Here is a 12,669-nt window from a genome sequence, read left to right on the forward strand (position 1 = left end):
TTCACGCAACTTCAAGACAACGATAAGTATTTGTTTTGGAAATTACTGATAACTATTTTGAATATATATTTCAAAAAAAAGAGTACATTTGGAAAACCAATTTGGTTATCCAAATAGAAGCAATACTTTATAAAGTCATTTTAAAATAGATTTCATGACAACAAGACGAGAATTTATTACAAAATCTGCCTGTGCTGCAGGAATATTACCTTTATCGAGCTTTTGCTTACCTAGTATTTTTGATTTTGCTGATAATGATTCCCTTGATGTTAGTATATTTTCTAAACACCTTCAGTTTTTAGATTATAAAGCCACTGGTGAAATGGCGGCCGAAATGGGATTCTCCGGTGTTGATTTAACCGTTCGTCCAGGTGGTCACGTACTCCCAGAGCGTGTACGCACAGATTTGCCATTAGCTATTGCTGCCATTAAAAAAAGCGGCATCCATTGTAATTTGATTACAACGGCTATTGAAAGTGTCAATAATCCCCTTGATATGGAGGTCTTAAAATGTGCTTCGGAGGCAAAAGTACAGGTCTACCGTACCAATTGGTACAAGTACAAAGATGGTATGTCTATGCAAGATTCGCTACTTTTCTACCAAGAAGAAGTCCGAAAGCTAGGCCAGATAAATAAAGAACTTGGTCTTATAGGTAGTTATCAAAATGTAGACGGAATTGCAATAGGTTCTTCTTTTTGGGAAGTCGATACGATTCTACAAACGGTTGATCAAAAATATTTTGGCGCTCAATATGACATTAGACACGCTTTAGCTGAGGGAGGGAATTCATGGGAAAACGGATTTAGATTATTACATGATAAAATCAAAGTCATCGTTTTAAAAGATTTTAAGTGGGGAATTGTAAACGGGAAATGGCAGGCCATTAATGTGCCAGTAGGAGAGGGAATGGTGGATTTTACTACCTATTTCAAATTACTAAAAAAACACCACCTAAAACCTCCAGTTTCTTTGCATATCGAATATGATTTGGGAGGAGCTGAACAAGGAAAAGAAATCATTACTGTAGACAAAAAAGTAGTTTTTGACGCCATCAAAAAAGACTTGGTAACCATTCAAAAACTATGGAAAGAAGCTTAACGACTATAACTAACCAAAAAATTAATATGAAAAATATTGTATCGGTAATTATCTTGCTTACTAGTTTGTACGCACAAAATATTTGTTCTCAAAACATTCCATCTGAAAGTATAATTGCAACAAATGAACTAGCTTCTTACCTAAAGCCCGAGGTACAGCAAGAGTTGGGTGGTCGTAACGCAATTACGCCAACTGTACTAGCTAACTATTTTCGAACTAAATTTTCAGAACGATATTTTTATAATTGGAAAGATAATGATGCTCGATTTCAAGCGTATGCACAAGCGTATCCCGATACGGAAAAGAATCATTTAGAAAGAGCTTCCGATCACATGACAAAATATCCTGCAATTGCCCAGTGGAAGCTACCTTACAAGTATCGAAATGGTGAACCAGTCGATACCTATGCTATGCGACATTTAGCACGCCAACATAAGATGGTAGATATAGCTTTCGAATATAATTTTCAAAATAAAGATCCAAAGTACATTACTTATTTCAAGGACCAATTAAAGTCGTTGAATTTGGCTCTGTTAGCCAACAAGTATGAAACAATGGAAGGTGGAAATGGTACTTATGAAGCCTTTCGATCAGGATACCGCATTTTGAATTGGCTGGAAATTCACAATATGTTCTTGGGTGAAAAAACATATTCAGATGAAGATCAATTAGTAACTATTGCCACTTTATTACAACATGCTTCCAATTTGTATGAAAGTAATACCGAATTTGTTCCAGGGAATCACCAAACAAGAGGAATGTCGGCTTTGGCAATGCTATCTATTTTGTTCAACGACTTTGAAGATGCAGATAAATGGAACGAGCGTGCGATGCATCTATTAGAACAACATTTATCAAAAGAAATTAATGCAGACGGATTTCAGTTTGAGCGTACGGTTCATTACCATATTAGCGATATTGATACGTATTATTATGTGTACCAATTGGCAAAAAACAGTAACGTAAAAGTAGATCAAATATGGGAAAATAAATTAAAATCTTTGTTTGTAACCTTAACCAAAATTGCTTATCCAGATAAATCAGCACCCGTTTTTTCAGATGATACCGATAAACCTTGGGCTGAGACCAATGACATTTCTGGAGCGTTAACCTTAGGCTATTTGCTTTTCGGTGATCCGCAAATGGGTTATTTTGCCAATAATTTTGTAGCATCTGATATGTTTTATTTTCTAAACAATTCACAATTGAAAATGTTAGACACTATTAAAACGCAAGCACCTAATTTTAAGTCGGTTGATTTTCCTGTGACAGGGTTTTACTTCATGCGCCAAGGTTGGAACAAAGATGATATGATGATGTCAATTTCAAACGGATTGGATCCAGATAAACCAGACCATCAGCATGGTGATATGTTGGGCATTCAGGCGATGGCAAACGGACAGGTTGTTTTACCCAACTACCAAGTGCGTTATTCGTTAAAGGACTTTGAGTTTTTCAAAAATTCGATGGTGAAAAATGTTGCCTTGGTGGATAACGAATTAATAGGTAAAGACTACGGCGGAAACCAAGGAGGGAGTGGTTTTGGTAAATTTAAATCGCTACCACATCCAACAACTATTGCATGGAAGACAGCTGAGGATCTTGATTTTTATGCAGGTAGTCACGATGGCTTTGAAAATATAGGTGTTTATTATTCGCGACAAGTCATTTATTTAAAAGGGGATATGTGGATTGTGAAAGATAATTTCAAATCGACTACACCGCATACCTACAAGCAGGTTTGGCAAGGACATTATAGTGTTGACAAAGGGGCAGATTTAATTAGATCTAGTTTTTCGGACGGTTCAGGTGCTGATATTTACCAATTTAAGAGGGCAGACACAGTTCAGTCTGACGGGAAAGATGGAAAACAGTGGTCTGTAGTAGCAAAGAAAGACCAACAAGATTATAGCTTCATCACCGCTGTAACTCCTTTTAAAAGTTTTGAAGGAAGAATTGATGAGGACAAAGAAAGCCCAGCGGTAAAAGGGTGGAAGCAGAACAATTCAAATTGGACTGCAGAAGGAACAGCGACAGTTTCACTATCAAAAGAGAAGGCTTCAGTATTTTTTTCTGTAAAAAAGTTAACGCTGAATTTGATACAACTAACTTTTTCGTCTGATGCAGATGTATATGTGAAAGAAGTTGAGGGCAAAATACTAATTACGTCGCTAAATCAAGCTACAGTTACAGTTACCTATAAAAATGGTAAGGTCAGTAAAAAGGCTATTTTAAAACCAGGTGAAACGTTCGAAATTATACTGCATTAAAGCTACGATTTCGATTAGAATTAAGGACTATCTAATGTAAATAGCCAAAAAAAGCCGTAGATATTTATTTACGGCTTATCTAATTTTCGAAAAAAAAGTTACGGATTTGTAGACCATAAAGCCGCACTTTTAAGCATTGCTCTTCGTGGTAATTGTAATCCTGCTACAATTAAATCGGCAAAATCTTGTGGTTGCAATACACTATCTTCAGAATCTTTGTTTGCAATACCTAATTCTATCGTCATGTCAGATTCTATAGTGCTTGGTGTTAAGGTGCAAACTCTGATATTATTTTTACGAACTTCTTTCATTAACGATTCAGACATTCCAATTACAGCAAATTTAGAAGCTGAATAAGCAGAAATATTTGCATTTCCATTCAAGCCTGCGGTAGAAGAAATGTTGATAATATCACCTTCATTTTTAGCCAATAAATAAGGCAAAACCTCTTTGGTTACATAATACATACCCATTACATTGGTTTGAATAATTTCACTCCATTGGCTAACTTCCATGTCATTAAATGATCCAATAGCTGCAATGCCGGCATTATTAACCAAAATATCTACCCCGCCTAAAGTTTCAACAATACTTTTTATATTCGTTTTAACTGCTTCATAATCGCTTACGTCAAATACAGAATAAATTGCAGTAACGCCAATCGCTTGCAATTCAGCAACAGTTGCTTTTAAAACAGCTTCATTTCTTCCTGTTATTGCAATATCAATACCTTCTTTGGCAAAAGCTATCGCTGTTGCTTTTCCTAATCCACGGCCACCACCAGTAATAATGGCTTTTTTGTTTTTTAAATTACTCATATGTTCTTATTTATTTAGTCCAGTAATCAAGTACTAAAACGTCGTCTATTATCGGTCCTATTTTATTTACCATTTTTAGATGGGCTTCATGAAAAAGATAAATTTCTCTAGCGTGCTCATTATTAAATGTTATGGTAAAGCAATGTGTTAAACCTTTACTATGTCCTTCAGTACTATCATTAACTCCCCATTCAATAGTTGCAATTTCTGGAATTTCATTTTTAAGATTTAAAAAAGCTTTAACTGCCTCATTAACTTGTTGCGCTGTTGCATTATCTTTATACTTTAAATTGACCATATGTCTTAACAGCTTTCCCTCTCTATTAATTTTAGGAGAAACCTTGTAGGAAGCAATTTTTCCCATATCAAATCTGTTGGAGCCAGCAATAAGGAAATTATCATTGCCAATTTTATGCGATCGTAATCCGTAGTAAATCGAGAAACCCATTTCTAAGTAATTTAGGGGAGTTAGAATTCCGTTTTCATCCAGTTTGCATAGCTGAATACTAGCATCATCTCTAGTTCCTACAGCTAATATGGCTTCTTTATTAGTTGTAGATACAATTTCAATCCTTGTTTGACCTTTTAACTTAGTGTTTTCGTCATCTTTTAAGACAAAATGTGGCAGCAGTGCGCCTTTACTATTTATTTTAAAAACACTCACGCCATCGCCATGATACACAAAATTTGGTCTTTTTATAAATCCATTATTTTCATAATATTTATGATGTCTATGTCCTACAATCACATAATTATTTTTTCCTAAAGTAACTCCAGTTACGGGGTATGCGCCAGTTAAGTAGCGATCGGTATCATTGTCATCTATGTTGTTGACGTTTTTAAAAGTTCCATTTTCGAAAATTCTAAAGCTACTTACACCATTATCCTGAAAACCACTAGTGTACAAAAAGGTTTTTCCGCCTATATTATGAGTAAACATGCCAATGATACCATCAGTGTGTATTTTGTCATCATCTTTCGTAGACTGTACCGAAGTCAATTTTCCATCATCATGAATTTTAAAACTACTTAAACCTGGCGTTTCTTCCAATCCTCCGATAAAAAGATACGAAGCCTTTTTCATGTGAATTACTTGTAAGGTTATAGCGGTACCAAGATGGGTTTTGTCAGTGTCTTCTACTAGAGCCACTCGTTCTAGAGAACCCGTATCATGTATTTTGAAAGTTTCAATAACATTTCCGTACTTGTTTGCAACAAACAAATAATCGGTGCCATTTATCTTATCAGCAACCATTCCTCTAGCCGGACCTTTTTTCATATACAGTTCGTGGTTACTTACAGGCGTAAGCTTACCGTCTTTGTCTAGGCTAAAAACATCTACATTTCCAGTTCCTCCAGCAAATACAAAATGGGATCCGTTTTTTTCGTAACTAGTGATAGAAACGGTGTTTTTACCGGATATATTTTGGAAATCTTTTCGATACAGCATCAGTTGATCTGTAACTTGAGAAAAAGATATTTGTGTTAGAAATAGTAAACATAGTAGACTAAATCGTTTAATAATGTTCATAGTAGTATTTTTTTTATTTTAATAATTTACTCACTTATTGCAGCGGCTCCTACCATAGCAATTGCTCTATCCTCATCAATAGTGCCGCCACTTACACCAATGGCACCAATAATTTTGCCTGCTTTATTTTTGATAGGTACACCACCGGGAAAGGTCATCAAACCTCCATTTGAATGCTCGATGTTGTAGATAATTCCTCCAGGTTGCGTCAATTCTCCAAGTTTTCCAGTATCAATATTGAAATAGCGTGCTGTCTTCGCTTTTTTGATGGCGACATCAATACTTCCTAGGAAAGAATCATCCATTCGTATAAATGCTTTTAAGTTTGCACCAGCATCCACGACGGCTATGTTTACGAGTACATTTGCTTTTTTAGCATTTTTCTTAGCTGCCAAGAGTGCTGTGAAGGCTTCCTCATGAGTAATGTCACTCGAATTTTGCGCTTGCAATGCACTTGTCATGCTAAGTAAGCAAATAACCATCAGCTCCAATTTTATTAGTTTCAGTATTTTCATCTTTCTGTTTATACATTTATATTACAAAAGTCATCAACAGTAGGCAGAAAATTGTTGAACAAGTTCAACAATGACTAAATAATTAGCTATTCTTTTTTATTTTGCTCAAAAATTCATGTGTTATTCCCAAGTAACTCGCGACTTGCTTGTCTGTTAGTTTAGAAACAATGTTTGGATAAGTGGTGGTAAAGTGAAAGTAACGTTCTTTTGCAGTTTGACAATGATTACTGATTAATCGACGTTGCCAAGCCACTATGGCTTTTTGAGACATTATTCGGAATAATTTTTCTACCACAGGAACAGTTTCATAAAGAGCAAGTTTATCTTCTCTGCTAATCAGTAAGAGGGTGCTATCTTCTAAAGCTTGGATGTTTAGATCCGACGATTTTTGGTTCATGAAGCTATCAATATCCATCAGCCACCAGTCATTGCTTGCAAAGTAAAGCGTGTTTTCATTACCTTTTTTATCAATAGTAAAAATTCTAAAACAGCCATCAATTACAAAACCCTCAAACTTACAAACGCTACCTTGCGTCAATAAAAACTCCTTCTTCTGGATCTGTAGCGGCTGAAAATAAGTGCAGATGTTCTCTAATTCTGCATCAGAAAGAGTGACGTTCTTTTGGATATTTTGTTTGAGGAGATTGTATTTCATTAATTTTCTTGTGCTTGAATCGGTAAATAATCATCTTGATTTTTCAAATCCCTTTTTTGATTAAGGCACTAATTTAGCAAATAAAAGTTAGATGAAAAATCGGCTTTCAAGTTGACTTCTTTTGGGCTTTCAGTTTAGATTGTTCATATGCTTCCAAAAGATTGTTTAATTTGTTTATTTTTTTAAAGTTTTTTCATACATATATGTGCTATCTTCATTGATGGCCATTAGAATATACTCTGTTTGACAGGATAAAAAAAATCATATTGCAAACAAATGACGCCTACATTTTAACGTTAATACGCCAGTTCCAACAACTTTTCAGCAAAGGCAGTTCCAAGATTTTTTTGACCTTGTGCATCGTAATGTACTTTGTCAGATCGTTTAGGGTAATCTTTAAAACCACTATTCATTGATGTCAGTATAATATCAGTTTTAGGATCATCTTTGGCAACACTTACCATTGCATTACGAACAATTTCGACACCTTCAATGTATTGACGGGGAGGACAACTGATTTGACCGATTATAAATGGCATTTTGGGTAAATTAAATTCAGAACGATAGGATTCAATTAATAGCTTCAAATTTTCTTCATAGGCTAGGGCCGTAAAATCTTTACGGGTGTCTGTTTCTCCTTGCATCCACGCCATTCCTATAATGACATACTTTTTATTTTCAGCTTTTAGAGCATCCAAACATTTGTGAATGCTAGTTATATGCTTTTTATAGAGATGCATTTGTTTGCGCTTTTCATCTAGTTCTGCTGTATTCGCTTTTTGAGCAGTCCAATTGGGATTCCATGCACCATATAGGGTAGTGCCACCAACAGCTTCCTTAATGAGTAAATACTGTTTGTCTGGATTTTTTTCGGCTAATGTGAGACCGATGAATAATTATGGACCAAAGTCAGTTGCTATTTTGTCAGCTTTAAAATAGGAAAGAGGTTGTGCGTCTCTGCCATCAACAACAACCGAAACACGATTTTTAACTGCTTCAATTCTTTTAATATCTTCTGGCTTTACATCAGCCATGATGCCATGACCCGCCATATTTGATTGACCTCCCAGTAAAACAATTTGTAATATTGCATTCTTGGATATTGTTTTTTGAGCCTTTACTTCATTCGAAACAAAGGCCAAAAACAGCACTACTAGAATTTTAAATTCATTATTAATTTTCATCACTTATTATTTTACTTCCAGAAAATAAACTTGATTAATGTTCATTTTGAAAGTAGGAGCTAATTTTTCGCCAGTAAGATAGTTCACTACTGAGGTAGGTGTTTTTCCGTCAGCAAGTGTAATCGAAATAGCAGCTTCATTTTTACCGTAATTCGCAATGTTCAAGAATGAATTTCCGTTTTTATCAGATAGAACTCTCCAATCACATCCTTTTTGTTCCAATCCATTGCTTTCTTTCACATTCAAAGCAGGCAATTTGTTTTTTTCTTTTAAAATCGAAAAAGCTTTATTTTTCATTTCGTTTAATGATTCTACGACTATCACTTTTCCTTTTGAATCTTTCAAACTAGTTTGTAATGGTCTTCCGTATTCATCCGTTTTTAAACTTTCTTTGTCCATGATAACCACACCACCTGTATCAATATAGGATTGTAGTGCTTTAATATCAGTTTCGAAAGCAAAAGGGGTTTTGGTAATCAAAATCGTTTCCCAAGTTTTATTGTCGTTATTTTCGATAATTCCTTTTGTAGCAAATCCAATAGGAGTACCTTCAAAAAATACCTTTTGATACGCTTTAAAAATATCGTCCATATGGGTTGGTTTGTTGATAGACGAAGCCTTCGTATAAAAAATACGAATTGGTTTCTCTTGGCGTTGCAATTCCATGATTTTGTCCGAAATCGAATTTAAATCCAAAATGGTGGCATGAACTTCGTTTACCACGCGTGGTTGGTGGTTGTTTGAGGCAGCATAACCGTTGCTGTCTTCGCTTTTTCTACTAGAACCATCTTCTCTTCTAGCCCAATACCAGGTTTGAATAGCGGTTAACCCATGCACATACGCTTGCCAATAATTGCAACGCACGTATTCTTTAGTTTGGTATAAATCTCTGTATTTTCCTGTAGAAAGAAAATGTCCTTCGGTGTTGAACATGATTTTGTCTGGACTAATAGATTTATAAAAATCATATGACATACACATTTCTACCCAATCAAAATTGAAGTTTTTCTCCCATTCTTTTGGTTTCCCCCACATCCATGGCCCGCCAGTACTACAATCGTTTCCAATAATGTCACTATTGCGAGTCAAGGCTTCCATATCAATACCATGATCTCTTTTATTTTCTGTCCAAAGGTTAGGCATGATTTTCATGTGGGTTCTCGCGTTTGGATCATATTTTTTAACCTCCTTTTGTAGAAATGAAAACCAATTGGTAACTCTGTCCATATTATAACTTTCAAAATCAAACCAAGTTGCGGTCCCTTGTTGCGATTCGATTATGTCTTTTGGAACTACCATTGTTTCAAAATTACTGAAATTTGTTTTCCACAGCTCATTAACTTCATCAATATTCCCATGACGTTTTTCTAGCCACTTTTTAAAATCAAGAACAGCCAAATCAGAAATAGGAGCAGATGCCCAAGTTTTTTGTATGGTGTTCCAATGCGGTTCGTTACATAACATATATCCCAATTTGGTATATTGCTTTCCAGCCATCAAAGGCACAACAGCGGCAATCAAATCTGACTGAATTTTCTGTGCTACAGGATGATTAATGTCGTACATGGTATATTTTATTCCTGGGCCATCTGTGATTTCAGGATACTTATTTTTGGCCCAAGTTGGGGTAGTGGAGTGGTTGAAAAAAATGAACCCCATGCTACCGTTTTCTTTGGTAGTTAATTCTTTTAATTTTTGAGGATTAACTTCTCCGTTTTCATTTACAACATAAGAAGGAGTTAGAAAATAGCCATCTTGATCCCCATGAAATTCGGTATATTTTTTGCCTGCAGGTTTCCATGTCCAATCTGTAAGAAAAACAGGTTTTCCAGCAAAGGTGATTTCGTCTTTGTTCACATCAGTTTTTGACCAATCAATTTTAGGAGTAGGCAAGCGTTTTATTTTTCCGGTCGCTATCTGCTGTAATTCGGATATAGCATCATCGAGCATGATTGCCATTTCTTTGCGTTCAAAATCGGGTAACATTTTTGCATATTTGTCCGCTTCCTTTTTATAAGCATTTACTAAGGCAAAGCTTTTTTTATTCGTTTCAAAATTATCATCATCCCATTTGGCATAATCCAAAAATATTTCAGCTGTTCTTAAAGCTGTTTCCTCCTTAAGAGTATTGATTTTTTTTGATTGTGCTTTTCTTATCTCTATTTTTAAAATATTGATTTTTTCTTTAACTATTTTTTCAGTGGTTTGAGCGGAGATACTGCCGCAAATTAATAAGGAAAAAAATGTTGATTTTATAAAACGTGAGGAGTTATTGTTGTATTTCATTTTATAGATAATTTGATAGGTTAGATTTCCGGTACTAATATTCAAATTAATGACTTTAGAATTAAAATCATGTATCTGTCAGTTTATAAATATGAATTGCTTAAGGTTTATAGATACAAATTAATATTAAATCGCTTTTTTGAATCTAAAAACAAATAATTATTACTACTGTAAAGTTGTTTGCTTATTTTTGAGCTCTTAAAAATACAAGATCATGTACAATTTATTGAAAGGAAAAAAAGGAATTATTTTTGGCGCTTTGGATGAGAGTTCAATCGCCTGGAAAACAGCTGAACGCGTGCACGAAGAAGGTGGTGTTTTTGTGTTAACAAATGCTCCAGCTTCGATACGATTGGGCAATATTACTGCCTTGGCTGAAAAGACAAACTCACAAGTGATTCCTGCAGATGCAACCTCAGTGGCTGATTTAGAAAATCTGGTCGAGCAAGCCATGGTTATTTTAGGTGGTAAAATAGATTTTGTTTTACATTCGATAGGGATGTCTGTAAATGTTCGAAAAGGAAATCATTATACCAATCAAAATTATGAATTTACCGAAAAAGGCTGGAATGTATCGGCGGTTTCATTTCATAAAGTAATGCAAGTTTTGTACAAAAAAGATGCTATGAATGAGTGGGGTAGTATTGTGGCTTTGTCCTATATGGCAGCGCAACGCGTATTTCCAGACTATAATGACATGGCAGATAATAAAGCTTTTTTGGAATCAATTGCGCGTAGTTTTGGATACTTTTTTGGAAGAGATAAAAAAGTGAGAGTTAATACTATTTCGCAATCACCTACAGAAACACGTGCAGGAACAGGAGTGAAAGGATTTGGTGGGTTTATTGCATTTGCAGATAAAATGTCACCACTAGGAAACGCAACTGCCGAAGATTGTGCCAACTACGCCATCACACTTTTTTCTGATTTAACAAAGAAAGTAACCCTTCAAAATTTACTGCACGACGGCGGATTCTCCAATATGGGAGTGAGTCAGGAAGTGATGGAGATGTTTGAATAATTTTTAAGTAAGGATTATAGATTTGGGATTTGTTAAAAAATAAGGATTTAGGATTTTGATTTTCATTTGATCACTCAAAATAGAGGATTGATCGATAAAAATGATTTGACATTGTTAATGCTTCGCCAGTTCGCACTTTCAGGCTCGAGTCACAAACCGTTAATCCTAAATCCTGATTCCTGATTCCTAATTCCAAAAATCAAAATTTCTTTTAAATCTATTGATCAAGTCTATTCTAATATCCATTATATTTGCGGTCGATTTCCAACTTAATTTAATCCTTGTTTGAGTATGTTTTTCTCATTAATAATTCCTGTTTATAATCGTCCTGACGAAGTTGCTGAGCTTTTAGAAAGTCTAGCAAAAACAACTTACAAAAACATGTTTGAAGTCGTTCTAATCGAAGACGGTTCCACTATACCTTGCTTGGAAGTCGCTAATAGATATGTCAATAAACTGGCTATTTCGTACTATCAAAAAGAGAATTCAGGTCCTGGTGATTCTAGAAATTTCGGAATGACCAAAGCACAAGGAGATTATTTTATCATTTTCGATTCTGATTGTATAATTCCGGAGCAATATTTAGATGAGGTCGAAAAAGCCTTGGCTGCAGATTATGTCGACTGCTTTGGAGGTCCAGATGCGGCACTCAAAAGTTTTTCAGACATTCAGAAAGCTATAAATTTCACCATGACGTCATTTTTAACCACAGGTGGAATACGCGGTGGCTCTGAGAAAATTGGTAAGTTTCAGCCTCGTAGTTTCAATATGGGTTTGTCTCGCAAGGCATTTGAATCATCAAAAGGTTTTGGGAATATTCATCCTGGTGAAGATCCTGATTTATCCATTCGATTATGGGAACTAGGTTTTGAGACTCGTTTGTTTACAAATGCTTTCGTCTACCATAAGCGTCGTATTGACTGGGATAAATTTACTTTGCAAGTAAGTAAATTTGGTAAAGCTCGTCCAATATTAAACAGTTGGTATCCCAAATATAGTAAGTTGACTTTCTTTTTTCCGTCATTATTCGTGATTGGATTTATAGTAGCTTTAATTTTACTTCTTTTCAATAATGACTATTTGTTAAAATTATATTTCCTATATTTCGTTCTGTTATTTGTGGTTTCGACCATAAAGAATAAAAATCCAAAAATAGGTTTCTTATCCGTTATTGCCGCTTGGAAACAGTTTTTCGGATACGGACTTGGTTTTATCAATTCCTATATCAAAGTTATTATTCTTAAACAAAAGCCAGAAACAGCATTTCCAGAATTATTTTTTTAATATAAA

The 12,669-nt window shown here is 34.9% G+C and carries 11 protein-coding genes; 4 read left to right on the plus strand and 7 right to left on the minus strand.

The features are described 5' to 3' along the window. The first annotated feature begins 154 nt into the window (after positions 1-154). Positions 155-1,099 carry a sugar phosphate isomerase/epimerase family protein gene (locus FFWV33_RS12605; protein ID WP_211316261.1) on the plus strand — a complete coding sequence of 315 codons (945 nt, stop codon included), beginning with the start codon at positions 155-157 and terminating at the stop codon, positions 1,097-1,099. A 26-nt stretch (positions 1,100-1,125) separates the two neighbouring features. Further along, positions 1,126-3,369, plus strand: coding sequence for a heparinase II/III family protein (locus tag FFWV33_RS12610; RefSeq protein WP_108742544.1), 2,244 nt, complete (start codon positions 1,126-1,128; stop codon positions 3,367-3,369). A 98-nt stretch (positions 3,370-3,467) separates the two neighbouring features. On the opposite strand, the gene FFWV33_RS12615 is transcribed toward FFWV33_RS12610, so the two are convergent. The 7 genes from FFWV33_RS12615 to FFWV33_RS12645 all read right to left on the minus strand — a co-directional run bounded on the left by FFWV33_RS12615 (position 3,468) and on the right by FFWV33_RS12645 (position 10,358). After that, positions 3,468-4,187, minus strand: a complete 720-nt coding sequence (locus tag FFWV33_RS12615) for a 3-ketoacyl-ACP reductase (protein WP_108741233.1) — start codon at positions 4,185-4,187, stop codon at positions 3,468-3,470. A 10-nt stretch (positions 4,188-4,197) separates the two neighbouring features. Continuing rightward, the gene (locus FFWV33_RS12620) at positions 4,198-5,718 is read right to left on the minus strand and encodes a Dabb family protein (RefSeq protein WP_108741234.1); all 1,521 of its coding nucleotides are present in this window, start codon (positions 5,716-5,718) and stop codon (positions 4,198-4,200) included. A 26-nt stretch (positions 5,719-5,744) separates the two neighbouring features. Next, positions 5,745-6,200, minus strand: a complete 456-nt coding sequence (locus FFWV33_RS12625; RefSeq protein ID WP_245891510.1) for a GlcG/HbpS family heme-binding protein — start codon at positions 6,198-6,200, stop codon at positions 5,745-5,747. A 115-nt stretch (positions 6,201-6,315) separates the two neighbouring features. Then, a complete protein-coding gene (locus FFWV33_RS12630) occupies positions 6,316-6,888 on the minus strand; it encodes a Crp/Fnr family transcriptional regulator (RefSeq protein ID WP_108741236.1) in 573 nt (190 codons plus the stop codon). 296 nt (positions 6,889-7,184) lie between these two features. Then, complete coding sequence (locus tag FFWV33_RS12635; protein ID WP_108741237.1) at positions 7,185-7,778, minus strand: sialate O-acetylesterase; 594 nt, start codon at positions 7,776-7,778, stop codon at positions 7,185-7,187. Positions 7,779-7,784: 6 nt separating this feature from the next. After that, on the minus strand, positions 7,785-8,072 hold the full coding sequence (locus FFWV33_RS12640; protein WP_108741238.1) for a hypothetical protein: 288 nt from the start codon (positions 8,070-8,072) through the stop codon (positions 7,785-7,787). Between the two features lie 6 nt (positions 8,073-8,078). Beyond that, on the minus strand, positions 8,079-10,358 hold the full coding sequence (locus tag FFWV33_RS12645; RefSeq protein WP_159086022.1) for a beta-galactosidase: 2,280 nt from the start codon (positions 10,356-10,358) through the stop codon (positions 8,079-8,081). Between the two features lie 214 nt (positions 10,359-10,572). Between FFWV33_RS12645 and FFWV33_RS12650 the strand changes: the two genes are divergently transcribed. Together FFWV33_RS12650 and FFWV33_RS12655 are read left to right on the plus strand one after the other, a co-directional pair. Further along, positions 10,573-11,379: an enoyl-ACP reductase FabI gene (locus tag FFWV33_RS12650; protein ID WP_108741240.1), complete on the plus strand. Its 807-nt coding sequence runs from the start codon at positions 10,573-10,575 to the stop codon at positions 11,377-11,379. Positions 11,380-11,670: 291 nt separating this feature from the next. Next, a complete protein-coding gene (locus FFWV33_RS12655) occupies positions 11,671-12,663 on the plus strand; it encodes a glycosyltransferase family 2 protein (protein ID WP_108741241.1) in 993 nt (330 codons plus the stop codon). Positions 12,664-12,669 lie beyond the last annotated feature (6 nt).

Origin of the sequence: Flavobacterium faecale, from assembly GCF_003076455.1 — a bacterium.
In the GTDB taxonomy this organism is placed as follows: Bacteria; Bacteroidota; Bacteroidia; order Flavobacteriales; family Flavobacteriaceae; genus Flavobacterium; species Flavobacterium faecale.

What these genes read in the sequence shown, in the direction of transcription:
- FFWV33_RS12615 (WP_108741233.1), bottom strand. Translation starts at nt 4,187, where the DNA reads ATGAGTAATTTAAAAAACAAAAAAGCCATTATTACTGGTGGTGGCCGT.
- FFWV33_RS12650 (WP_108741240.1), top strand. Translation starts at nt 10,573, where the DNA reads ATGTACAATTTATTGAAAGGAAAAAAAGGAATTATTTTTGGCGCTTTG.
- FFWV33_RS12610 (WP_108742544.1), top strand. Translation starts at nt 1,126, where the DNA reads ATGAAAAATATTGTATCGGTAATTATCTTGCTTACTAGTTTGTACGCA.
- FFWV33_RS12630 (WP_108741236.1), bottom strand. Translation starts at nt 6,888, where the DNA reads ATGAAATACAATCTCCTCAAACAAAATATCCAAAAGAACGTCACTCTT.
- FFWV33_RS12605 (WP_211316261.1), top strand. Translation starts at nt 155, where the DNA reads ATGACAACAAGACGAGAATTTATTACAAAATCTGCCTGTGCTGCAGGA.
- FFWV33_RS12645 (WP_159086022.1), bottom strand. Translation starts at nt 10,358, where the DNA reads ATGAAATACAACAATAACTCCTCACGTTTTATAAAATCAACATTTTTT.
- FFWV33_RS12640 (WP_108741238.1), bottom strand. Translation starts at nt 8,072, where the DNA reads ATGAAAATTAATAATGAATTTAAAATTCTAGTAGTGCTGTTTTTGGCC.
- FFWV33_RS12620 (WP_108741234.1), bottom strand. Translation starts at nt 5,718, where the DNA reads ATGAACATTATTAAACGATTTAGTCTACTATGTTTACTATTTCTAACA.
- FFWV33_RS12625 (WP_245891510.1), bottom strand. Translation starts at nt 6,200, where the DNA reads ATGGTTATTTGCTTACTTAGCATGACAAGTGCATTGCAAGCGCAAAAT.
- FFWV33_RS12655 (WP_108741241.1), top strand. Translation starts at nt 11,671, where the DNA reads ATGTTTTTCTCATTAATAATTCCTGTTTATAATCGTCCTGACGAAGTT.